The 21,932-nt window shown below is 64.6% G+C and carries 22 protein-coding genes; 20 read left to right on the top strand and 2 right to left on the bottom strand.

The window, feature by feature from the left end; all coding sequences use genetic code 11:
* From bamA to J2W36_RS06190, 14 genes are all read left to right on the top strand, one after another.
* Window positions 1-1,182 (top strand): outer membrane protein assembly factor BamA (bamA, locus tag J2W36_RS06255; RefSeq protein ID WP_307688815.1); only part of this gene is annotated, 1,182 nt, incomplete at its 5' end.
* The gene (locus tag J2W36_RS06250; protein ID WP_307688814.1) at window positions 1,182-1,736 is read left to right on the top strand and encodes an OmpH/Skp family outer membrane protein; all 555 of its coding nucleotides are present in this window, start codon (window positions 1,182-1,184) and stop codon (window positions 1,734-1,736) included. The genes bamA and J2W36_RS06250, both read left to right, overlap by 1 nt.
* A gap of 14 nt (window positions 1,737-1,750) precedes the next feature.
* Window positions 1,751-2,737 carry a UDP-3-O-(3-hydroxymyristoyl)glucosamine N-acyltransferase gene (gene lpxD / locus J2W36_RS06245; RefSeq protein ID WP_307688813.1) on the top strand — a complete coding sequence of 329 codons (987 nt, stop codon included), beginning with the start codon at window positions 1,751-1,753 and terminating at the stop codon, window positions 2,735-2,737.
* A complete protein-coding gene (gene fabZ / locus J2W36_RS06240) occupies window positions 2,734-3,180 on the top strand; it encodes a 3-hydroxyacyl-ACP dehydratase FabZ (RefSeq protein ID WP_307688812.1) in 447 nt (148 codons plus the stop codon). Before lpxD ends, fabZ begins: the two co-directional genes overlap by 4 nt.
* Before the next feature lie 13 nt (window positions 3,181-3,193).
* Complete coding sequence (gene lpxA / locus J2W36_RS06235) at window positions 3,194-3,982, top strand: acyl-ACP--UDP-N-acetylglucosamine O-acyltransferase (protein WP_307688811.1); 789 nt, start codon at window positions 3,194-3,196, stop codon at window positions 3,980-3,982.
* A gap of 8 nt (window positions 3,983-3,990) precedes the next feature.
* Window positions 3,991-5,136 (top strand): lipid-A-disaccharide synthase, encoded by a 1,146-nt coding sequence (gene lpxB / locus J2W36_RS06230; protein ID WP_307688810.1) that lies wholly within the window; start codon window positions 3,991-3,993, stop codon window positions 5,134-5,136.
* Window positions 5,108-5,851, top strand: a complete 744-nt coding sequence (gene rnhB, locus J2W36_RS06225; protein ID WP_307688809.1) for a ribonuclease HII — start codon at window positions 5,108-5,110, stop codon at window positions 5,849-5,851. Before lpxB ends, rnhB begins: the two co-directional genes overlap by 29 nt.
* Window positions 5,848-6,630 carry a TrmH family RNA methyltransferase gene (locus J2W36_RS06220; RefSeq protein WP_307688808.1) on the top strand — a complete coding sequence of 261 codons (783 nt, stop codon included), beginning with the start codon at window positions 5,848-5,850 and terminating at the stop codon, window positions 6,628-6,630. Before rnhB ends, J2W36_RS06220 begins: the two co-directional genes overlap by 4 nt.
* A gap of 105 nt (window positions 6,631-6,735) precedes the next feature.
* Window positions 6,736-8,136 carry a type II toxin-antitoxin system HipA family toxin YjjJ gene (gene yjjJ, locus J2W36_RS06215; RefSeq protein WP_307688807.1) on the top strand — a complete coding sequence of 467 codons (1,401 nt, stop codon included), beginning with the start codon at window positions 6,736-6,738 and terminating at the stop codon, window positions 8,134-8,136.
* A 189-nt stretch (window positions 8,137-8,325) separates the two neighbouring features.
* On the top strand, window positions 8,326-9,525 hold the full coding sequence (carA, locus tag J2W36_RS06210) for a glutamine-hydrolyzing carbamoyl-phosphate synthase small subunit (protein ID WP_307688806.1): 1,200 nt from the start codon (window positions 8,326-8,328) through the stop codon (window positions 9,523-9,525).
* Window positions 9,518-12,748 carry a carbamoyl-phosphate synthase large subunit gene (carB, locus tag J2W36_RS06205; protein ID WP_307688805.1) on the top strand — a complete coding sequence of 1,077 codons (3,231 nt, stop codon included), beginning with the start codon at window positions 9,518-9,520 and terminating at the stop codon, window positions 12,746-12,748. Before carA ends, carB begins: the two co-directional genes overlap by 8 nt.
* A gap of 11 nt (window positions 12,749-12,759) precedes the next feature.
* The gene (gene kdoO / locus J2W36_RS06200) at window positions 12,760-13,629 is read left to right on the top strand and encodes a Kdo hydroxylase KdoO (RefSeq protein WP_307688804.1); all 870 of its coding nucleotides are present in this window, start codon (window positions 12,760-12,762) and stop codon (window positions 13,627-13,629) included.
* Window positions 13,630-13,698: 69 nt separating this feature from the next.
* Window positions 13,699-14,175 carry a transcription elongation factor GreA gene (gene greA, locus J2W36_RS06195; protein WP_307688803.1) on the top strand — a complete coding sequence of 159 codons (477 nt, stop codon included), beginning with the start codon at window positions 13,699-13,701 and terminating at the stop codon, window positions 14,173-14,175.
* Window positions 14,176-14,189: 14 nt separating this feature from the next.
* Window positions 14,190-14,612 carry a DUF4149 domain-containing protein gene (locus J2W36_RS06190; RefSeq protein ID WP_307688802.1) on the top strand — a complete coding sequence of 141 codons (423 nt, stop codon included), beginning with the start codon at window positions 14,190-14,192 and terminating at the stop codon, window positions 14,610-14,612.
* Here the strand turns inward: J2W36_RS06190 and J2W36_RS06185 are convergent, their stop codons facing one another.
* Both J2W36_RS06185 and J2W36_RS06180 read right to left on the bottom strand, forming a co-directional pair.
* Window positions 14,613-15,377 (bottom strand): glycosyltransferase, encoded by a 765-nt coding sequence (locus tag J2W36_RS06185; protein WP_307688801.1) that lies wholly within the window; start codon window positions 15,375-15,377, stop codon window positions 14,613-14,615.
* A 2-nt stretch (window positions 15,378-15,379) separates the two neighbouring features.
* Window positions 15,380-15,859 (bottom strand): YhbY family RNA-binding protein, encoded by a 480-nt coding sequence (locus tag J2W36_RS06180; RefSeq protein WP_307688800.1) that lies wholly within the window; start codon window positions 15,857-15,859, stop codon window positions 15,380-15,382.
* 19 nt (window positions 15,860-15,878) lie between these two features.
* On the opposite strand from J2W36_RS06180, the gene J2W36_RS06175 reads away from it, so the two are divergent.
* The 6 genes from J2W36_RS06175 to J2W36_RS06150 all read left to right on the top strand — a co-directional run bounded on the left by J2W36_RS06175 (window position 15,879) and on the right by J2W36_RS06150 (window position 21,922).
* Window positions 15,879-16,547 carry an RlmE family RNA methyltransferase gene (locus tag J2W36_RS06175; protein ID WP_307688799.1) on the top strand — a complete coding sequence of 223 codons (669 nt, stop codon included), beginning with the start codon at window positions 15,879-15,881 and terminating at the stop codon, window positions 16,545-16,547.
* Between the two features lie 163 nt (window positions 16,548-16,710).
* Complete coding sequence (gene ftsH, locus J2W36_RS06170; RefSeq protein ID WP_307688798.1) at window positions 16,711-18,627, top strand: ATP-dependent zinc metalloprotease FtsH; 1,917 nt, start codon at window positions 16,711-16,713, stop codon at window positions 18,625-18,627.
* A 69-nt stretch (window positions 18,628-18,696) separates the two neighbouring features.
* Window positions 18,697-19,533 (top strand): dihydropteroate synthase, encoded by an 837-nt coding sequence (folP, locus tag J2W36_RS06165; RefSeq protein ID WP_307688797.1) that lies wholly within the window; start codon window positions 18,697-18,699, stop codon window positions 19,531-19,533.
* A gap of 21 nt (window positions 19,534-19,554) precedes the next feature.
* Complete coding sequence (gene glmM, locus J2W36_RS06160; protein WP_307688796.1) at window positions 19,555-20,889, top strand: phosphoglucosamine mutase; 1,335 nt, start codon at window positions 19,555-19,557, stop codon at window positions 20,887-20,889.
* Window positions 20,886-21,440, top strand: a complete 555-nt coding sequence (locus tag J2W36_RS06155) for an MOSC domain-containing protein (protein ID WP_307688795.1) — start codon at window positions 20,886-20,888, stop codon at window positions 21,438-21,440. Before glmM ends, J2W36_RS06155 begins: the two co-directional genes overlap by 4 nt.
* A complete protein-coding gene (locus J2W36_RS06150) occupies window positions 21,437-21,922 on the top strand; it encodes a GNAT family N-acetyltransferase (protein WP_307688794.1) in 486 nt (161 codons plus the stop codon). The genes J2W36_RS06155 and J2W36_RS06150 overlap by 4 nt, the downstream gene beginning before the upstream one ends.
* The last annotated feature ends 10 nt before the right edge of the window (window positions 21,923-21,932 follow it).

The following is a 21,932-nucleotide window of genomic DNA, read 5'->3' as shown; positions in this document are numbered from 1 at the left end:
GAGACGCAGGAAGTGGCGGGCTCGCCCGACCAGGTCGACCTGACGGTGGAGGTCAAGGAAAAGCCCACGGGCAGCCTGCAACTGGGCGCGGGGTACTCCAGCTCCGAGAAGGTTTCTCTGACTTTCGGCATCTCGCAAGAGAACGTGTTCGGCTCGGGCAATTACCTGGGCCTGCAGGTCAACACGAGCAAGTACTACCGCACCATCTCCCTGACGGCGACCGATCCGTACTTCACGAAGGATGGCATTTCCCGCACCTTCACCGTGTTCCACCAGACAACGCGCCCCTATTACAGCCAGGACGGCGACTATTCCCTGGTGAGCCAAGGCGGCTCCATGAAGTTCGGCGTGCCCTTCAGCGAGGTCGATACCGTGTTCTTCGGTGCCGGCATCGAGCAGTACAAGTTCAAGCCAGGAAGCAACGTGGCTACGGTGACGCCGCAGGCCTACCGTGACTATTTCCAGTGCGCGACCAACACCGTGACCAACACCGTCGGCAATTGCGCCGACGACAGCAAGTTCGGTGTGCCGTTGACCATCGGCTGGGCACGCGACGACCGCGACAGCGCCCTGGTTCCGACCAAGGGCCGTCTGCAACGTGCCAACGCCGAGTGGGGTGTGGGCAGCGACATGAAGTACATCAAGTCCAGCTACCAGTACCAGCAGTACTTCCCGATCAACAAGCAGTACACGCTGGCGCTCAACGGTGAACTGGGTTATGCCAAGGCACTGGGTGGTCAGGTTTACCCGATCTTCAAGAACTTCTATGCCGGCGGCCTGGGCTCCATCCGTGGCTTCGAGCAGAACTCGCTGGGACCGCGTGACTCCGTCACCGAAGCTGCGCTCGGTGGCACCAAGAAGGCGATCTTCAACATGGAGCTGAGCACACCGTTCCCGGGTGCAGGCAACGATCGCACGCTGCGTCTGTTCAGCTTCCTGGACGTCGGCAACGTGTTCACCGATCGAAGCACGCAGAGCGACGCGCAATGGAAGGCCCAGCAGATGATTCGTGCTTCCGTGGGCTTGGGCATCAGCTGGATCTCGCCGCTCGGCCCGTTGCGTCTGGCCTATGCCGTTCCGGTCAAATATCAGAAGGATGAGGACCTGACCAGCGACCCGACCAAGCCGGTGTACAGCGATAGAATTCAACGCTTCCAATTCCAGATCGGAACCTCGTTCTAATGAATCATCTGTTCCGCGTTGCGGGCGCCTTGTTGATCCCCGCCTGCGCTTTGCTGGCAACGCCTGCGCATGCGCAGGCGCAAGAAACCTTTCGCATCGGATTCGTCAACCCGGACCGCGTGTTGCGCGAGGCCCAACCGGCCAAGCAGGCGCAGGCCAAGCTGGAGGCGGAGTTCCTCAAGCGCGAGAAGGACGTGGCGGGTCTGGGGGAGGCGCTCAAGGCAGCTTCGGAGAAATTCGAGCGCGAAGCACCCACGCTGCCCGAGGCGCAACGCATTGCGCGCCAGCGTGCGCTGGTCGATCAGGATCGCGAGTTTCAACGTCGTCGCCGCGAGTTCCAGGAAGACCTGAACGCGCGCAAGAACGAGGAACTCCAGCAGGTGTACGAGCGTGCCAATCGTGTGGTCAAGCAAGTGGCCGAAGCCGAGAAGTACGACGCCATCCTGCAGGAGGCGATCTACATCAATCCAAAGCATGACATCACCGACAAGGTGATTCGCGCGCTGAACGCCTCGACCGCGTCCTCGACTGCCGCGCCTGCAGCAGCCAAGTAAGGCCGCAAACCCGCGTGGCACTGCGTCTTGCAGCCATCATCGAGGCGCTCGGCGGCGAGCTTCAGGGTGATCCTGAATGCAGCATTGCGCGACTTGCGCCGCTGCAGACGGCCTCTGCGGACGCCCTCAGCTTCCTGAGTCATCCCAAGTACCGCAAGGAGTTGGCTGCGTCCCGCGCAGCGTGCGTCATCGTATCTCCTGCCATGCGGGAGGAGGCTGCCCAGCGCGGTGCGTTCATCGTCACGCCCGATCCTTACCTCTACTTCGCCCGGCTCACACAGCTCTGGAAACGCGCGCACGCGCGCCCCGCGCTTGAGCACGTGCACCCAAGCGCGGTCATCGACCCGCAGGCCCATATCGACCCGACAGCGCGCATCGGCGCGCTGTGCGTGGTGGAGCGGGGTGCACGCATCGGAGCCGATACCGTGCTCAAGTCGCGCGTGACCGTCAGCGAAGACTGCACGATCGGCGCGCGATGCCTGCTGCATCCGGGCGTGGTGATCGGTGCCGACGGCTTTGGTCTCGCGCCGCATGAAGGCACCTGGGTCAAGATCGAGCAACTGGGCGCCGTGCGCATCGGTGACGATGTAGAGATCGGTGCGAACACCTGCATCGACCGCGGCGCGCTGGAAGACACGGTGATCGAGGACGGCGTCAAGCTCGACAATCTGATCCAGATCGGCCACAACGTGCACGTGGGCAAGCACACCGCCATGGCCGGTTGCGTGGGCGTGGCGGGCAGCGCGGTGATCGGTGCCCATTGCACGGTGGGCGGCGGTGCGATTGTGCTGGGCCACCTGAAGCTGGTCGATCATGTGCACATCTCTGCGGCCACGGTGGTCACGCGTTCCATCCTGAAGCCGGGGCAGTACACCGGCATGTTTCCCATCGACGACAATGCCTCCTGGGAAAAAAATGCTGCCACCCTCAAGCAATTGCATAGCCTTCGCGAGCGCCTCAAGACGCTGGAAAAGGAAGGCGTGCCGAAAAAGACACCATGACGACGCTCGACATCCACCAAATCCTCAAACTGCTCCCTCACCGTTACCCGTTTCTGCTGGTGGACCGGGTGCTCGACATGGAGAAGGGCAAGCGCATCACTGCGCTGAAGAACGTGACCATGAACGAGCCGTTCTTCAATGGCCACTTTCCACACCGCCCGGTGATGCCAGGCGTTCTGATGCTCGAAGCCATGGCGCAGGCGGCAGCACTGCTGTCGTTCCACTCGCTGGACATCGTGCCCGACGACAACACGGTCTATTACTTCGCCGCCATCGATGGCGCGCGTTTCAAGCGACCGGTCGAGCCGGGCGACCAGCTCACGCTGGAAGTGGAGATCGACCGCATGAAGGCCGGCATCTCCAAGTTCAAGGGGCGGGCCCTGGTGGGTACCGAGCTGGCTTGCGAAGCCACATTGATGTGCGCGATGCGCCAGATCAACTGACGCTACGCAGGGCATGACGCAGGTTCATTCCACTGCCATCGTCGACCCGAAGGCGGAGCTTGACGCCTCGGTCAGCGTAGGGCCGTATGCGGTCATCGGCGCGCACGTGAGGATCGGCGCAGGTACCACGATCGGCCCTCATTGCGTGATCGAAGGCCACACGACCATTGGCTGCGACAACAGGATCTTTCAGTTCTCGTCGCTGGGTGCGATCCCTCAGGACAAAAAATACGCAGGCGAGCCGACCGAGCTCGTCATCGGGGACCGAAACGTCATTCGAGAGTTCTGCACCTTCAATCTCGGCGTGCCGGGGGCAGGTGGGGTCACGCGCGTGGGTAGCGACAACTGGATCATGGCGTACACGCACATCGCCCACGACTGCCGGGTTGACGATCACACCACGCTGTCCAACAACACGACACTGGCCGGGCATGTGCACCTGGCCGACTGGGTCACGGTGGGCGGGCTCACCGGGATCCACCAGTTCGTGTCGATCGGTGCGCACGCCATGCTCGGCTTCGCAAGCGCCGTGACGCAAGACGTGCCGCCCTTCATGCTGGTTGACGGCAATCCGCTCGCAGTGCGCGGCTTCAATGTCGTCGGCTTGCGGCGTCGTGGCTACACGCCGGCGCGCATTGCCGCGGTCAAGCAGATGCACAAGCTGCTGTATCGCCAGGGACGCACGCTCGATGACGCTCGCACGGCCATCCAAGCGCTGGCCGCGGAGATGCCCGAGGCAGCCGAGGACGTCGCGCTGATGACCCGGTTCATCGCCCATTCCACGCGCGGCATCGCGCGCTGAAGGTCGCCATGGCAGACACACAGCGCCAGTTCTCGCTGGTCGCGGGCGAGCCTTCGGGCGATCTGCTCGCCGGCCTGCTTCTGGGCGGCCTGAAGGCCCGTTGGCCGGATATGAAAAGCGTCGGCATCGGCGGCCCCCGGATGATCGCTCGCGGCTTCGAAAGCTGGTGGCCGCAGGAAAAGCTCGCGGTGCGCGGCTACATCGAGGTGTTGCGCCACTATGCCGAGATCGCCGGTATCCGCCGTCAGCTCAAGGCGCGGTTGCTGCGTGAATGGCCCGAACTGTTCATTGGCGTCGATGCGCCCGATTTCAATCTCGAGCTGGAGGCGGGCCTGCGCAGCCGCGGCATCAAGACCGTGCATTTCGTTTGTCCGTCCATCTGGGCCTGGCGTCCGGACCGGATCGAGACCATCCGCGCGGCGGCCGACCATGTGCTGTGCATCTTCCCGTTCGAGCCGGCCTTGCTGGCCACGCAGGGTGTCTCCGCCAGCTACGTCGGCCACCCGTTGGCCAACGTGATTCCCATGACGCCTGACCGTGCCGCGGCCCGCGCCAGGCTCGACCTGCCCGCAGATGCACCGGTGGTGGCGCTGCTGCCGGGCAGCCGCCGCTCCGAAGTGCGTTACCTCGCCGCGCGCTTCTTCGAGGCTGCGGCACTGATGCAGCGCCAGCGCCCGGCGTTGCGTTTCATCGCGCCGGTGATCCCTGGCCTGCGCGCCGAGGTACAGCAGGCCCTGAAGGCAAGCGGCATGGAAGGACGCGTGACACTGTTGGACGGTCAGTCGCACGAGGCGTTGGCCGCCTGCGACGTCACGTTGATCGCGAGCGGCACCGCGACACTCGAAGCGGCACTGTTCAAGCGGCCGATGGTCATCGCCTACAACATGAATCGTCTGTCGTGGCGGCTCATGCATCGCCAGCAACTGCAGCCCTGGGTGGGCCTGCCGAACATCCTGTGCCGCGATTTCGTGGTGCCCGAATTGCTGCAGGATGCGGCCACGCCCGTGGCGCTGGCCGAAGCCACGCTTGCCTGGCTGGCCGATCCGGCGCGCACGCAAGCGCTGCAGCAACGATTCACCGTGCTGCATGCCGAACTGCTGCGCGATACACCGACACTGTGCGCCGATGCGATCGAAAAAGTTCTTGAAGGCTGAACAGGCCCGGCTGGTCTGGGATGCGCCTGGCCTGCTGGCCGGCGTGGACGAGGCCGGCCGTGGTCCGCTGGCCGGACCGGTGGTGGCCGCGGCCGTGATCCTCGACGACAAGCGGCCAATCAAGGGATTGGCCGACTCCAAGACGCTGACGGCGCTGCAGCGTGAGCGCCTGAACGAGCAGATTTTCGCGAACGCGCTGTGCTGCTCGATCGCAGAGGCGTCGGTGGAGGAGATCGATACCCACAACATCCTGCAAGCCACGATGCTGGCCATGCGCCGTGCGGTGGCAGGGCTGCGGCTCAAGCCGGCCAAGGTGCTGGTCGACGGCAACCGGCTGCCTCCGCTCGACGTGTTGGCCGAAGCGGTGGTCAAGGGCGATTCGCTGGTTCAAGCCATCTCGGCCGCGTCGATCATTGCCAAGGTGCATCGCGACAGACTCTGCGCGTCGCTGGACGCGGAATTTCCGCAGTATGGTTTTGCCGGGCACAAGGGCTATGGCACACGTGCGCATCTGGAGGCGCTGCTCGCACACGGCGCCTGTCTGCACCATCGGCGCTCGTTCAGCCCGGTGGCCGCTGCCTTGGCGAGGATGAACGCGGCCGGTTCGCCACCGTCGTCCTTTGCCGTCGTTCCGGTCGCACCGGCCATCGAACGCGCGACGATCACCCTGGTCCATGGCGAAGCCATGACCCGCCCCACCGGACGTCCTGGATGAGCCCCACCGAACCCCACCGCATCACGTCGCGCGACAACCCCTTGCTCAAGGACCTGCGCAAGCTGGCCCAGGAGCCGGGTGCCTACCGCAAGCTCGGCCGCGTCTGGCTGGAAGGCGATCACCTGTGCCGCGCTGCGCGTGAACGCAATGTGCGGCCCGCACTGGCCATCTTCGCAGAATCCTTCTGGACCGCGTCGCGCTTCGAATGGTCCGATGCCGCCGACAAAACCGTGGTGGTGGCCGATGCGCTACTCGCCGGCGTAAGTGGGCTGGAATCGCCGGCGCCGATGGGTTTCGTCATCGACCTGCCGTTTCGCCCCGATCTTCAACCCGACGCGGCGACGGTGGTACTCGATCGGCTGCAGGACGCCGGCAACGTCGGTTCCATCCTGCGCAGCGCCGGGGCATTCGGCTTTCGGCAGATCGTCGCACTCAAAGGCACCGCAGCGCTTTGGTCGCCCAAGGTGCTGCGCGCCGGGATGGGGGCCCATTTCGGACTGCGCCTGATCGAAGGCGTGGACGCGGAGGCGTTGAGCATGCTCACGGTGCCGATGGTGGCCACCAGTTCGCACCGGGGCGACTGGCTGCATCAGGCCAAGTTGCCGAATCCTTGCGCCTGGCTCATGGGGCACGAAGGGCAGGGCGTGTCGGCGATGCTCGAGGCACGCGCCTCGCAACACATCCGCATTGCGCAGCCGGGCGGTGAGGAGTCGCTTAATGTGGCAGCGGCTGCAGCAATCTGTCTGCATGCCAGCGCCGCGGCGGCTGCAGGCAATTGATTGTTGCTGAATCTTCTCGACCAAACAGCAGGATCTGATGTAAGTCATTGATTTTAAATGAAGGGGGAGATTAGAATCTTCTCACCAATCATTTCAGATCAACACGTGGCCGCTTCTGTTTCAGTCTCCGGAGCCAACGCTGCGCTGCAGATGGCGCTGGCACTGCAGTCTCCGGCTACCGCCGCCGGCTTGGCGACGGCTCTGCAGGTCAGCGTGCCGACGCTGCACCGCCAACTGCAGAGGTTGCCGGCCGGCCGGCTGGTCACGGCAGGCAAGGCACGGCGGGCACGCTATGCGCTGCGCCGACCGCTTCGAGGCGGGTTCGAAGATCTGCCGGTCTACGTCATCAATACGCAAGGTCGTGCCGAACTGCTCGCCCCGCTGGCACTGCTGCATCCCGAAGGCTCGCACATTGGCTTCGGTGACTCGCCGTGGCCCGTCCCTCAGGCTGGGCGCGACGGCTGGTGGCCCGGCTTGCCTTATCCGTTGAGCGACATGCGGCCGCAGGGTTATATGGGCCGGCAGTTCGCGCGGGCCGAACACCGGCTGCTGGGCGTGCCCGAAGACCCGTCGCGCTGGACGGATGATGAGGTGCTCCATGTGCTTACGCAGCGCGGCGACGACGCGAGCGGCAACCTCATCGTCGGAGATCCTGCCTACCGGGCCTGGCAGGTCGCACGAACGGCGCAGTTGACCCCGCTCGAGCCCGAAGAAACCGCAGCCTGCTATGCGGCGCTTGCCGCTCGCGCGGTGACGGCTGGCGTGCCCGGTTCAAGCGCGGCCGGCGAGTTCCCCAAGTTCGCGGCGCAACGCGCTGTTCCTACGGGTCAGGCAAGCGAAACGTCGCATGTCCTGGTTAAATTCTCAGGTGCCGACGGCTCGCCAGCGGTACGGCGCTGGGCCGATCTGCTGGTCTGCGAGCATCTGGCGCTGGCCCAACTGCTTCGGATGCCCGGTCTCTCGGCGGCACGCAGCCGCATCCTGGCGCACGAAGGGCGCACCTTTCTGGAGGTCGAACGCTTCGACCGTCACGGCGCCTGGGGCCGCAGCGCGCTGTGCAGCCTGGAGACCGTCAACGCTGCGTTCCTCGGCGATGTTTCGCGTGACTGGGTGCGACTGGCCAAACGGCTTGCGCATGCCGGGCTTCTCACCGCAGATGACGTGACGCGTGTCGCGCACCTCTGGTGGTTTGGCCGGTTGATCGGCAATACCGACATGCATGCGGGCAACCTCAGTTTTCGGCCGGTTGCGGGCCATCTGACCGTGGCGCCCGCCTACGACATGCTCCCGATGTTCGAGGCACCTCTGGCAGGTGGCGAGGTGGCGCCGCGCGTGTTCGATCCGCCCCTGCCACTGCCGCCGGAGCGTGCCGTGTGGCATGCCGCCTGCGCAGCAGCGCTGGCTTTCTGGCGGGCAGCGGCCGATGATGCACGGATCAGCGCGGCCTTCCGCGCGCGGTGCGCATCCCACGGCGACCGGCTGGAGGCTGCCGCGCGCCACGCATGAGGCAGCCGCCCGCGGCGTGCGGGATTGTGCGGATGGACGCGGGAGGGGCGTGGCCGGCAGGGTACAATCGGAGGCTTTCTCGCAACAGCGCCGCCCGGCCGCATCCAAAGCAACATCCCACAAACAGCAGAGTCCCCCGGAATCGTTTCCGCGGGGCTCCCGGGCGGCCGTAACCATCCGGAGAACCCAGTGCTTTTGTCTCTCAAGGGAACCTTCCCGCCCGCCATCCTGGCGCTCGCAGACGGCACGGTCTTTCTCGGCAACTCGATCGGGGCCGCCGGCTCCACGGTCGGCGAGGTGGTGTTCAACACCGCCATGACCGGCTACCAGGAAATCCTCACCGACCCCAGCTATTGCCAGCAGATCGTGACGCTCACGTATCCGCACATCGGCAACTACGGCGTCAACGAGGAGGACATCGAGGCCGACAAGATCCATGCCGCGGGCCTGATCATCAAGGACCTGCCGCTCGTCGCGTCGAACTTCCGCAAGACCGCGACGCTCAACGAGTATCTGGTCACCGGCAAAACGGTGGCCATTGCCAACATCGACACCCGCAAACTGACACGCCACCTGCGCACCCACGGTGCGCAGAACGGCGCCATCGTCGGCCTTGCGGTCGGTGAGACCGTCACGCAGGACAAGATCGACGCGGCCGTTGCCGCCGCCAAGGCCGCGCCGAGCATGGCCGGGCTCGACCTTGCCAAGGTCGTGTCAGTCCAGCAGACCTACGAGTGGACCGAGACCGAGTGGAAGCTGGTGAACCTGAACGGCAAGCCGGGCTACGGCGTGCAGATCACGCCGAAGTTCCACGTCGTCGCCTTCGACTACGGCGTCAAGAAGAACATCCTGCGCATGATCGCCCAGCGTGGCGCGCGCATCACGGTGGTGCCGGCGCAGACGCCCGCGGCCGACGTGCTCAAGCTCAAGCCCGACGGCATCTTCCTGGCCAACGGCCCGGGCGATCCGGAGCCTTGCGACTACGCCATCAGCGCCGTCAAGGAACTGATCGAGACCGGCATCCCGACCTTCGGCATCTGCCTGGGCCACCAGATCATGGCGCTGGCCTCGGGTGCGAAGACCTTCAAGATGAAGTTCGGCCACCACGGCGCGAACCACCCGGTGAAGGACCTGGACAACGGCCGCGTGAGCATCACCAGCCAGAACCACGGTTTCGCGGTCGACGAGAAGTCGCTGCCGGCCACGTTGCGCCCCACGCACATCAGCCTGTTCGACAACACGCTGCAGGGCCTGGCCCGCACCGACAAGCCGGCCTTCTGCTTCCAGGGTCACCCGGAAGCCTCGCCCGGCCCGCACGACATCGGCTACCTGTTCGATCGCTTCACGGCATTGATGGAAAAGCACAAAGCAGGAAACAAGAATGCCTAAGCGCACAGATCTCAAGAGCATCCTCATCATCGGCGCCGGCCCGATCATCATCGGCCAGGCCTGCGAGTTCGACTACTCGGGCGTGCAGGCCTGCAAGGCCCTGCGCGAGGAGGGCTACAAGGTCATCCTGATCAACAGCAACCCCGCGACGATCATGACCGACCCGGCCACGGCCGACGTCACCTACATCGAGCCGATCACCTGGCAGACGGTCGAGAAGATCATCGCCAAGGAACGCCCCGATGCGATCCTGCCGACCATGGGCGGCCAGACCGCGCTGAACTGCGCGCTCGACCTGTGGCGCCACGGCGTGCTCGACAAGTACAAGGTCGAACTGATCGGCGCCAAGCCCGAGGCCATCGACAAGGCCGAGGACCGCCTGAAGTTCAAGGACGCGATGACCAAGATCGGTCTCGGCTCGGCGCGTTCGGGCATCGCCCATTCGATGGACGAGGCCTGGGCGGTGCAGAAGACCGTCGGCTTCCCGACCGTGATCCGCCCGAGCTTCACGCTCGGCGGCACCGGCGGCGGCATCGCCTACAACCCGGAAGAGTTCGAGACCATCTGCAAGCGTGGCCTGGAAGCCTCGCCGACCAACGAACTGTTGATCGAAGAGTCGCTGCTCGGCTGGAAAGAGTACGAGATGGAAGTGGTCCGCGACACGGCGGACAACTGCATCATCGTCTGCTCGATCGAGAACCTGGACCCGATGGGTGTCCACACTGGCGACTCCATCACCGTGGCGCCGGCCCAGACGCTCAGCGACAAGGAATACCAGATCCTGCGCAATGCCTCGCTGGCCGTGCTGCGCGAGATCGGCGTCGACACCGGTGGCTCGAACGTGCAGTTCTCGATCAACCCGAAGGACGGCCGCATGGTCGTCATCGAGATGAACCCGCGTGTGTCGCGCTCCTCGGCGCTGGCCTCGAAGGCCACGGGCTTCCCGATCGCCAAGGTCGCGGCCAAGCTGGCCGTAGGCTACACGCTCGACGAGCTGCGCAACGAGATCACGGGCGGCGCCACACCGGCGTCTTTTGAGCCCTCGATCGACTATGTGGTCACCAAGATCCCGCGCTTCGCCTTCGAGAAATTCCCGCAGGCCGACTCGCGCCTGACTACGCAGATGAAGTCGGTGGGCGAGGTGATGGCCATGGGCCGCACCTTCCAGGAGTCGTTCCAGAAGGCCCTGCGCGGCCTCGAAGTGGGCGTCGACGGACTGAACGAGAAGACGCAGGATCGCGAAGTGCTCGAGAAGGAACTGGGCGAGCCCGGCCCCGAGCGCATCTGGTACGTGGGCGATGCCTTCGCCATGGGCCTCTCCGTCGATGAAGTCTTCGCGCTGACCAAGATCGACCCGTGGTTCCTGGTGCAGATCGAGGAGATCGTGAAGATCGAGCTCGAGCTGGAAACCATGTCGCTCGATCAGATCGACAAGGACACGCTGCTCGCGCTCAAGAAGAAGGGTTTCTCCGACCGCCGCCTGGCGCGTCAGCTGAAGACCACCGACACCGCGATCCGCGAGAAGCGCCGCGCCTTGGGCGTGCGCCCGGTCTACAAGCGCGTGGACACCTGCGCGGCCGAGTTCGCGACCAACACCGCCTACATGTACTCGACCTACGAGGACGAGTGCGAGGCCGCGCCGACGGACAAGAAGAAGATCATGGTGCTCGGCGGCGGTCCCAACCGCATCGGCCAGGGCATTGAGTTCGACTACTGCTGCGTGCACGCCGCGCTGGCGATGCGCGAGGACGGCTATGAGACCATCATGGTCAACTGCAATCCGGAAACCGTGTCGACCGACTACGACACCAGCGACCGCCTGTACTTCGAGCCGCTGACGCTCGAGGACGTGCTGGAAATCGTCGACAAGGAAAAGCCGCTCGGCGTGATCGTGCAGTACGGCGGCCAGACGCCGCTCAAGCTCGCGCTCGACCTCGAGGCCAACGGCGTGCCGATCATCGGCACTTCGCCGGACATGATCGATGCCGCGGAAGACCGCGAGCGCTTCCAGCAGCTGCTGCACAAGCTCGGCCTGCGCCAGCCGCCGAACGCGACGGCCCGCGCCGAGCCCGAAGCGCTCGAGAAGGCCGCCGCGCTGGGCTATCCGCTGGTCGTGCGCCCGAGCTACGTGCTCGGCGGCCGTGCGATGGAAATCGTGCACGAGCAGCGTGACCTGGAGCGCTACATGCGCGAAGCGGTCAAGGTGAGCAACGACTCGCCGGTGCTGCTCGACCGCTTCCTCAACGATGCGGTCGAGTGCGACGTCGACTGCATCCGGGATGCCGAAGGCGGCACGCTGATCGGCGGCGTGATGGAGCACATCGAGCAGGCGGGCGTGCATTCGGGCGACTCGGCCTGCTCGCTGCCGCCCTACAGCCTGAGCCAGGACACCATCGCCGAACTCAAGCGACAGAGCGCGGCCATGGCCGAAGCGCTGAACGTGGTCGGCCTGATGAACGTGCAGTTCGCGATCCAGCAGAAGGATGGCAAGGACGTCATCTATGTGCTCGAAGTGAATCCACGTGCGTCGCGCACGGTGCCTTACGTGAGCAAGGCCACCGGCATCCAGCTGGCCAAGGTGGCGGCGCGCTGCATGGCCGGCCAGTCGCTCAAGTCGCAGGGCATGACGAAGGAAGTGACGCCGCCGTACTTCAGCGTGAAGGAGGCCGTGTTCCCCTTTGTCAAGTTCCCGGGCGTGGACACCATCCTCGGCCCCGAGATGAAGTCGACCGGCGAGGTGATGGGCGTGGGCAAGACCTTCGGCGAAGCCTTTGTGAAGTCGCAACTCGGCGCCGGCACCATCCTGCCGAAGTCGGGCAAGGTCTTCATCTCGGTGAAGAACAACGACAAGGCGCGCGCGGTGGAAGTCGCGCGCGGCCTGGCCAAGCTGGGCTTCGAGCTGATCGCCACCAAGGGCACCGCCGCCGCCATCGGTGCCGCCGGCATTGCTTGCGCCACCGTGAACAAGGTGACCGAAGGCCGGCCGCACATCGTGGACATGATCAAGAACAACGAGATCGCCATGGTCATCAACACGGTCGAGGAGCGCCGCAACGCGATCACCGATTCGCGGCTGATCCGCACCTCGTCGCTGCAGGCCCGGGTGACCACATTCACCACGATCTTCGGTGCTGAAGCCGCGGTCGAAGGCATGCAGCACATGGACGAGCTGGGCGTGATTTCCGTGCAGGAGATGCACGCGCAGCTCACGCTGCAGGCCTGATCGACCCTGCGATGGCATCGCAACTCGTCGAACTGGACCTGACCGACTGGCGCGCCGCCACGCCCCACCCGGCGTGGATCGCCGCGCTCGAAGCCGGCAAGGTGCTGTATTTTCCAAGGCTCGGTTTCGAGTTGCACGATGACGAGCGCGCCTTGCTCACGCCTGCGCTGCTCGCGCCGGAGGTGCGCAACATCAGCCTGGACGCCAGCGGCCGTCTGAAGGGTGTCGCTGGCGACGCGGCGGTGCAGCAAGCGGTCGCCGGCATGGTGGGACGCTTTCGCCAGCAGGCGCAGCAGCTGATCGCCGGGCTGTTACCCGACTACACGGGGGCCCTGAGGCTCGCTCCGACCAGCTACCGGCCCGCACAGGTCGAAACCCGCGTTCAGTCGTGGCGCGCCGACGACAAGCGCATGCACGTCGACGCATTCCCTTCGAGGCCCAATTATGGCGAGCGCATCCTGCGTGTGTTCACCAATGCCAACCCGGAGGGGACGCCGCGCGTGTGGCGCGTGGGCGAGCCCTTCGAGGATGTGGCCCGGCGCTTCCTGCCCCGCGTCAAACCCTATTCTCGGTGGCAGGCGCACCTGCTTCGAACCCTGCGTGTCACCAAATCACTGCGCAGCGAATACGACCACCTGATGCTGCAGTTACACGACAGCATGAAGGCCGATCTGGACTACCAGAAGAGCGGCCCGCAAGAGACCGTGCCGTTCGCGGCCGGCTCGGTATGGGTCTGCTTTTCCGATCAAACGTCGCACGCGGTCATGTCCGGGCAGTACATGCTCGAGCAGACCCTTCATCTGCCGGCGACAAGGCAATACAATCCCGAGTCCAGCCCGCTCGCCATCCTGAGCCGGCTGACCGGACGAACGCTCGTCTGATCCCTGTCCCCACCACATGCACCGCCGAACGGCAGCGTTCGGCGTTTTCGCTTTCTGGAGAACAACAACATGGCAACCATTCCCATCACCAAGCGCGGCGCCGAGAAACTGCGCGAAGAACTTCATCGTCTCAAGACGGTGGACCGTCCCTGGGTGATCAATGCGATCTCCGAGGCGCGCGCGCAGGGCGATCTGAGCGAGAACGCTGAATACGAAGTCGCCAAAGATCGCCAGGGCTTCATCGAAGGTCGGATCCAGGAAGTCGAAGGCAAGCTGTCGCAAGCGCAGATCATCGACCCGACCGAGCTGGATGCGGGCGGCAAGATCGTTTTCGGCACCACGGTCGAGCTCGAGGATGAAAGCACCGGCGAGTCCGTCACCTACCAGATCGTCGGCGAGGACGAGGCCGACCTGAAGCTGGGGCTGATCAACATCTCCAGCCCGATTGCGCGCGCGTTGATCGGCAAGGAGGAGGGCGACACTGCCGAAGTGCAGGCCCCGGGCGGCGTGAAGCACTACGAAATCGTCGGCGTCAGCTACGTCTGAACCGGCCGCAACCCATGAAAGACCGCATCGCCCTGATGCTTGCAGCGCTCTGGTGGGGCAGCCTCACGACGATCGGCTTTCTCGTGGTGCCGATGCTTTTTGCGCGGCTCGGGAATCCCGCCGTGGCGGGCAACTTTGCAGGTCAGCTGTTCGCGGCCCAGACCTGGGTGGCAATCGGCTGCGGGCTGATCCTGCTGATGTACTTGCGCTCCCGTGCTGACGAAGAGGCAGGGTTCGGCGCGCCGGTCCGCACAGGCCTGTTCCTGGTGCTGCTGGCTTTGCTGCTCGCGCTGCTGCAGGAATACGCGGTCGCGCCACGCATCCTGGCGCGTGACAACCTCCGGCTCTGGCACTCGGTCGGCAGCGGCATGTACCTGGTGCAATGGCTGTGCACTGGCGTGCTGCTGTGGCAGATGAGCCGTCGCCGCGCCGCCTGATCAGCTCTTCCAGTACTTCGCTACCCAGCGCGCAGGCCTGATATAGCGAAAGGCGCGGTTGCGTCGCCCGGCGAGCGCGTCTGGCGGATTGCATTCGCCGTGGAACACCACGATCCGTGCGCCTTCGGGCACGAAAGGTTCGCGCCAGTAGTTGGTCGGCCAAGCGGGGATGCCGTGGTATTTGAAGCTCGGGCACCAGCCTTCGGGCCAGTAGGCGAGCTTGCCCTGACGGTGCAGGAAGTCGGACAGGAAGGCTTGCTCGTTGCGAAAGCCCGCCTGCACTTCGTCCATGTGCGAGCGAAAGTACGCGAGCACGTCCGAATGGGCGCCGAGTTCGAACCGGTACACCGACGAGTTTCCGGTGATGCGTGCCGTGCGCCAGGGCCGCGCGTAGTCGTGAATGATCAGGAATTCGCCCGGCACTTCGAAGAAGGCATCGAGGCTGCCCACGACGACAACGTCGACATCGAGGAACAGCGCGGTGCCGCGCAGGCCGTGCAGGTCGTGCTCGAAGGTGGTGAGCTTCTTCCAGGCGCCATCGCGCTGCCCGGGGGGCAGTTGCAGGTTCAAAGGCGGAATGGGCAGGCACTGCACTTCGCTGCGAATGCCCTCGCTGTCATCTGTCAGGCAGACGAAGTTGAAATCACCGCTCAGATGGCGGCGTACCATCGCATAGAGACGGTTGACGTAGTCCGGCCCGTACTTCGTGCCCCACTTCATGCAGAGCACGTGCCGTTGCGGCCTGACGGCCGAAAGGTCCGGCATTCTCAGTCGGCCTGATTGCGCTTCTTGGCCGACAGGGGCCGCTTCGCCTTGGCGCGCTTGATCGTGCCGCCGGGCGTCAGGCGCTGGTTGCCCAGCACGCGCAGCGTCTTGATCTCGGGGCGCTGGCCGCCACGCTTGCTGTACTTGAGCACCTTGACGTCGCGCGGCCCGGGCATGCGGTCCTCATCGACCGCACGCTCTTTCTCGACCTTCGGGCGCCACAGCACCAGCAGCTTGCCAATGTGCTGGATGGGCGCCGCGTCGAGTTCGTCGGCAAGGGTGGCGAGCATGGCTTCGCGGGCGGCTCGGTCGTCGGAAAAGACGCGGACCTTGATCAGGCCATGGGCCTTGAGCGCAGATTCGACTTCTTTCTTGACAGCCGGGGTGAGCCCGTCGCCACCGACCATGACGATCGGATCGAGGTGGTGGGCTTCGGCGCGATGCACCTTGCGTTGCGCGGGGGAGAGTTGAATGGCTGACATACCCGTATTATCGAGCCGAATGAAAGTCAAGACGAAAAGCAACAAGGTCAACAAGGCGTGGTTGAACGATCACGTCAACGACACCTACGTGAAGTTGGCAGCGCGGGAGGGTTATCGCGCGCGCGCCGCATACAAGCTCAAGGAGATCGACGAGGCGCTCCACCTCATCCAGCCCGGCCAGCTGGTGGTCGATCTGGGGTCCACGCCGGGGGCATGGAGCCAGTATGTGCGCCGACGCATGTCGCCGGGTGGGGCCGCGTCGGGCCAGCTTGACGGCACCATCATCGCACTGGATCTGCTGCCGATGGAGCCCATCGAGGGGGTGACCTTCCTTCATGGCGATTTTCGTGAGGAGACGGTGCTCGCCCAGCTCACTGCGGCCATGGGTGGCAGGTTGGCGGACGTTGTGGTTTCGGACATGGCCCCCAACCTCTCGGGCATTGCGTCGGCGGACGCGGCGCGCGTCGTCCATCTGGTGGAGCTGGCCATCGACTTCGCTCGCTCCCACATGAAACCCGAGGGCGCGCTCGTGGCCAAGCTATTCCATGGCGGCGGCTACGCCGAACTGACGCAACTTTTCAAGGCGAATTTCCGAACGGTCAAGCCGTTCAAACCCAAGGCGTCGCGCGACAAATCGTCTGAAACCTTCATGGTAGGGATGGGGCTGCGCAGCCTGGATACGAATTGATACCTTGCTGCCCCACCTTTTTTTCCGCAAACCCGTGCTCCGCCTACGGCTGCTTGCCGTAAAACAAGGGGTTTATCAGCTTGAAAAGCCTAAAATGGTCGCCAACTGCGTGCCTCAGCGGATTTTTTCATCCTGCTGTCATGCGCTTTGACTGGAGCTTCGTTTGAATAATCAGTGGTTTTCCAAAGTAGCCGTCTGGCTCGTTATCGCGATGGTGTTGTTCACTGTGTTCAAGCAGTTCGACACCCGCGGATCGACCGGTTCGGGTGCCATCGGCTATTCCGACTTCCTGGAGGAAGTTCGCGGCAATCGCATCAAGAGCGCCACGATCCAGGAAGGCCAGGGCGGCAGCGAGATCGTCGCCATCACCAATGACGATCGCAAGATCCGCACCACGGCGACCTACCTCGACCGCGGCCTGGTCGGCGATCTGATTGCCAACAACGTCAAGTTCGACGTCAAGCCGCGTGAAGAAGGTTCACTCCTCATGACGCTGCTTGTCAGTTGGGGGCCGATGCTCCTGCTGATCGGCGTATGGGTCTATTTCATGCGACAGATGCAGGGCGGCGGCAAGGGCGGCGCCTTCAGCTTCGGCAAGAGCAAGGCGCGCATGCTCGACGAAAACACCAACACGGTGACGTTCGCCGACGTCGCTGGCTGCGACGAGGCCAAGGAAGAGGTCAAGGAGGTCGTCGACTTCCTGAAGGACCCGGCGCGCTTCCAGAAGCTGGGCGGTCGAATTCCGCGCGGCTTGCTGCTGGTCGGGCCTCCTGGCACCGGCAAGACCCTGCTGGCCAAATCGATTGCCGGTGAAGCCAAGGTTCCGTTCTTCTCGATTTCCGGTTCCGACTTCGTCGAAATGTTCGTCGGCGTGGGCGCGGCCCGCGTGCGCGACATGTTCGAAAACGCCAAGAAGAATGCGCCCTGCATCATCTTCGTCGATGAAATCGACGCGGTCGGTCGTCAGCGCGGCGCTGGCCTCGGCGGCGGCAATGACGAACGCGAGCAGACGCTCAACCAGATGCTGGTCGAGATGGACGGCTTCGAAACCAACCTGGGCGTGATCGTGGTGGCTGCCACCAACCGCCCGGACATCCTGGACGCGGCATTGCTGCGCCCGGGTCGTTTCGACCGCCAGGTCTATGTCACGCTGCCTGACATCCGCGGTCGCGAGCAGATCCTCGGCGTGCACATGCGCAAGGTTCCGCTGGGCCAGGACGTGAACCCGAGCGTCATCGCTCGCGGCACGCCCGGCATGTCGGGTGCCGATCTGGCCAACCTCTGCAACGAAGCCGCCCTCATGGCTGCGCGCCGCAATGCACGCGTCGTGGAAATGCAGGACTTCGAGAAGGCCAAGGACAAGATCTTCATGGGCCCCGAGCGCAAGAGCATGGTCATGCCCGAGGAAGAGCGTCGCAACACGGCCTATCACGAGTCCGGTCACGCGCTCATCGGCAAGCTGCTGCCAAAGTGCGATCCGGTCCACAAGGTCACGATCATCCCGCGTGGCCGTGCCCTGGGTGTGACAATGAGCCTGCCGGCGCAAGACCGCTACAGCTATGACCGGGACTACATGCTCAACCAGATCAGCATGCTGTTCGGTGGCCGCATTGCCGAAGAAGTGTTCATGAACCAGATGACCACGGGCGCGAGCAATGACTTCGAACGTGCCACCCACATCGCCCGCGACATGGTGATGCGCTATGGCATGACCGAATCGCTGGGCCCGATGGTCTACGCAGAGAACGAGGGCGAGGTGTTCCTCGGCCGTTCCGTGACCAAGACCACCAACATGAGTGAATCGACCATGCAGAAGGTCGATGCGGAAGTGCGTCGCATCATCGACGACCAGTATGCGCTGGCGCGTCGCCTGATCGAAGAGAACAGCGACAAGATGCACGCCATGGCAAAGGCGTTGCTCGAATGGGAAACCATCGACAGCGAACAGCTCGACGACATCATGGCTGGGCGTGCGCCGCGTCCGCCCAAGGACTGGACACCGCGCATTCCGCCGTCCAACAGTGGCGGCACGGGTGGCACGCCGGCGGTCAATCCCGATCCGGCACCGACTGCAGCTTGAAGCCAGCGCTGCACTGGCAATCAAACGGGGCCTCTGGCCCCGTTTTTCATTTCACGGAGTGGCAAACAAATGACCGTCTGGCAGACCTCACGCTTTCGGATTGATCTGGCACAGCCCCGCGTCATGGGCATCGTCAATGTCACGCCAGACTCGTTTTCCGACGGCGGCGCCCATGCATCGACCGCTGCGGCGTTGCGTCATTGCGAAGTGCTGATCGAGGAGGGTGCGGACATTCTGGACATCGGTGGCGAATCGACACGACCTGGCAGTCCTGCCGTGACCCTGGAGGACGAGCTGGCGCGTGTGCTGCCTGTCGTGCGCGAAGCCGTCAGGCTCCAAGTGCCGATTTCGGTAGACACCTACAAACCGGAGGTCATGCGCGCGGTGCTCGATCTGGGTGCCGACATCGTCAATGACATCTGGGCGCTGCGCCAGCCGGGTGCGTTGGATGCGGTCGCTGCCTATCCCGGCTGCGGGATTTGCCTGATGCACATGCACTGCGACCCGCAAACGATGCAGGCAATGCCCATGCAGGGCGATGTCGTGACGGCGGTGCTCGATTTCCTGACCGAGCGGGGCGCCGTGCTGCAAGCGATAGGCGTCGAGGCCGATCGGATCGTGTTCGATCCGGGGATTGGTTTCGGCAAGACCGTTGCTCAAAATTTCTCCCTCCTGGCGCGGCAGAATCAGCTTCTTGCCAGCGGCCGACCGGTCTTGGCGGGCTGGTCCCGCAAGTCGTCGCTCGGGGCCGTCGCGGGCATCGAAGATGCGGCGGGGCGCAAGGTGCCAAGCGTCGCGGCTGCGTTGCTGGCGATCGATCGCGGTGCCGCCGTGGTCCGGGTCCATGATGTGCGCGACACCGTCGCAGCCATCGCCGTCTGGCGCGCGATGCGCGCGGAACAATAACAATCAAGTAGGCCCTCGAACATGACAAGAAAATACTTCGGCACCGATGGCATTCGCGGCACCGTGGGCCGCGCGCCCATCACGCCCGACTTCGTGCTGCGCCTGGCCCATGCGGTCGGCCGTGTGCTCAAGAAGAGCGAAACGCGGCCCCGTGTGCTGATCGGCAAGGACACCCGCATCTCCGGCTACATGCTCGAATCCGCGCTCGAATCGGGCTTCAATTCGGCGGGTGTGGATGTGGTGTTGCTCGGGCCGCTGCCCACGCCCGGTGTGGCCTACCTGACCCGCGCACAGCGCGCCAGCCTGGGCGTGGTCATCAGCGCGAGCCACAACGCCTATCCGGACAACGGCATCAAGTTCTTCAGCGCACAGGGCACCAAGCTGAGCGACGAGTGGGAACTGGCGGTTGAAGCCGCATTGGAAGAAGACCCGGTGTGGGCCGATTCGGCGCAACTGGGCAAGGCGCGCCGCCTGGCTGATGCCGCAGGCCGCTACACCGAGTTCTGCAAGAGCACCTTTGCCTACGACCTCACATTGCGTGGAATGAAATTGGTGGTCGATGCGGCGCACGGCGCGGCTTACCAGGTGGCGCCGCAGGTCTTCCACGAACTGGGTGCCGATGTATCGAGCATCGGCTGCGCGCCCGATGGCCTTAACATCAACAAGAATGTCGGCGCGACCCATCCGCAAGCGCTGATCGAAGCGGTCACCAAACAGGGCGCCGACTACGGCATCGCGCTCGACGGCGATGCCGACCGGCTGCAGTTGGTCGACGCGAGCGGCCGCCTGTTCAATGGCGACGAGTTGCTCTACCTGATGGTGCGCGAACGCATCGAGCGTGGCGAAAAGCCCGAGGGCGTGGTGGGCACGCTCATGACCAACAAGGCCATCGAAATCGCGATCAAGCGTCAAGGCGTCGCCTTCGTGCGGGCGAAGGTGGGCGACCGGTACGTGCTCGAGGAACTCGACAAGCGCGGCTGGTTGCTGGGCGGCGAGGGCTCGGGCCATCTGCTCGCACTCGATCGCCACACGACCGGCGACGGTATCGTGAGCGCACTGCAGGTGCTTCAGGCCTGCGTGCGCAGCGGCAAAGGGGTCGCCGAACTGCTGTCCGACGTGGCGCTGTTCCCGCAAACGCTGATCAACGTGCGCCTGGCCGAGGGCCAGGACTGGCAATCGAACGCCGCCATGGCGGCTGCCACCCAAGCGGTCGAAGCAGAGTTGGGCGATCAGGGCCGCGTGCTCATTCGCGCCAGTGGCACGGAACCGCTGTTGCGCGTGATGGTGGAAGCCAGCGAGGCGGCCCAGGCCGACCGGTGCGCACAAAGTATCGTGGCCACGCTGGAACTCGCATGACCGAAGCGCCTCTCGCGGCAGTTTCGGCCGTGCATGCGAGCGGCCTGCACAGTTTCTCGAAATTCGCCGAACCTTGCATCCGTTTGCTGGCCGGCCTGGGCGTCGAAGGCGATGCGCATGCGGGTGTCACCGTGCAACACCGTTCGCGTGTGGCGCGCAATGCAGCTGCTCCCAACTGGCGTCAGGTGCATCTGCTGCACGCCGAGCTCTTCGACGAGCTGATGGCCGCAGGCTTTGCCGTCTGGCCTGGCGATCTGGGCGAAAACATCACCACGCGTGGCATCGACCTGCTGGGCCTGGCGACGGGCACACGGCTGCACATCGGCGATGCAGTCGTGGTTGAGGTGACTGGTCTTCGCAATCCGTGCAGCCAGATCGATCGTTTCCAGCCCGGCCTCATGGCCGCAACGCTGGGACGCGACGCCCAGGGTGGCCTGGTCCGCAAGGCGGGCATCATGGGCATCGTGCTCACCGGCGGCGACGTGCGCGCGGGCGACCCGATTGGCATCGAACCGCCTTTGGGCCTCTTTCAACCTCTGGAGCCTGTGTGAACGACATCGACATCGTCGCAGCCGACTACCGCAACCCGACGCACGCCGCTGCGGTGGTCTTCCTGCTCAACGACTATGCCAGTGACCCCGCCGGGGGCGGCACGCCGCTGAGCGCCGAGGTGCGGGCGGGATTGCCGGCGGCATTGGCCGCACGGCCGCAGGCCTTCAGCGTGCTTGCCTTCGATGGCGAGCAGCCCGTCGGACTGGTGAACTGCATCGAAGGTTTCTCGACCTTTGCCTGCCGCCCCCTTGTGAATGTCCATGACGTCACCGTCCGGGCCAGCCATCGTGGCCAGCGCATCACACAGCGCATGCTGGCCATGGTCGAAGAAGAGGCGCGCCGCCGCGGTGCCTGCAAGCTCACACTCGAAGTGCTGCAGGGCAACCTGCCGGCGCGGCGCGCCTACGAGCGCGAGGGCTTTGCCGGCTATCAGCTCGACCCCGCCATGGGCAACGCCATGTTCCTGCAGAAGAAGCTCTAGGCTTCTTCAA

The organism is Variovorax ginsengisoli, assembly GCF_030811835.1.
Taxonomy (GTDB): Bacteria; Pseudomonadota; Gammaproteobacteria; order Burkholderiales; family Burkholderiaceae_C; genus Variovorax; species Variovorax ginsengisoli_C.
This window is presented reverse-complemented; position numbering and strand designations above follow the sequence as displayed.

Excerpts from the sequence above, each read along its gene's own strand:
- J2W36_RS06220 (WP_307688808.1), top strand. The coding sequence starts at position 5,848 with ATGAGCCCCACCGAACCCCACCGCATCACGTCGCGCGACAACCCCTTG.
- folP (WP_307688797.1), top strand. The coding sequence starts at position 18,697 with ATGACCGTCTGGCAGACCTCACGCTTTCGGATTGATCTGGCACAGCCC.
- J2W36_RS06175 (WP_307688799.1), top strand. The coding sequence starts at position 15,879 with ATGAAAGTCAAGACGAAAAGCAACAAGGTCAACAAGGCGTGGTTGAAC.
- J2W36_RS06185 (WP_307688801.1), bottom strand. The coding sequence starts at position 15,377 with ATGCCGGACCTTTCGGCCGTCAGGCCGCAACGGCACGTGCTCTGCATG.
- lpxA (WP_307688811.1), top strand. The coding sequence starts at position 3,194 with ATGACGCAGGTTCATTCCACTGCCATCGTCGACCCGAAGGCGGAGCTT.
- J2W36_RS06250 (WP_307688814.1), top strand. The coding sequence starts at position 1,182 with ATGAATCATCTGTTCCGCGTTGCGGGCGCCTTGTTGATCCCCGCCTGC.
- carB (WP_307688805.1), top strand. The coding sequence starts at position 9,518 with ATGCCTAAGCGCACAGATCTCAAGAGCATCCTCATCATCGGCGCCGGC.
- J2W36_RS06155 (WP_307688795.1), top strand. The coding sequence starts at position 20,886 with ATGACCGAAGCGCCTCTCGCGGCAGTTTCGGCCGTGCATGCGAGCGGC.
- kdoO (WP_307688804.1), top strand. The coding sequence starts at position 12,760 with ATGGCATCGCAACTCGTCGAACTGGACCTGACCGACTGGCGCGCCGCC.
- lpxB (WP_307688810.1), top strand. The coding sequence starts at position 3,991 with ATGGCAGACACACAGCGCCAGTTCTCGCTGGTCGCGGGCGAGCCTTCG.
- glmM (WP_307688796.1), top strand. The coding sequence starts at position 19,555 with ATGACAAGAAAATACTTCGGCACCGATGGCATTCGCGGCACCGTGGGC.
- fabZ (WP_307688812.1), top strand. The coding sequence starts at position 2,734 with ATGACGACGCTCGACATCCACCAAATCCTCAAACTGCTCCCTCACCGT.
- rnhB (WP_307688809.1), top strand. The coding sequence starts at position 5,108 with ATGCGATCGAAAAAGTTCTTGAAGGCTGAACAGGCCCGGCTGGTCTGG.
- greA (WP_307688803.1), top strand. The coding sequence starts at position 13,699 with ATGGCAACCATTCCCATCACCAAGCGCGGCGCCGAGAAACTGCGCGAA.
- J2W36_RS06190 (WP_307688802.1), top strand. The coding sequence starts at position 14,190 with ATGAAAGACCGCATCGCCCTGATGCTTGCAGCGCTCTGGTGGGGCAGC.
- J2W36_RS06180 (WP_307688800.1), bottom strand. The coding sequence starts at position 15,859 with ATGTCAGCCATTCAACTCTCCCCCGCGCAACGCAAGGTGCATCGCGCC.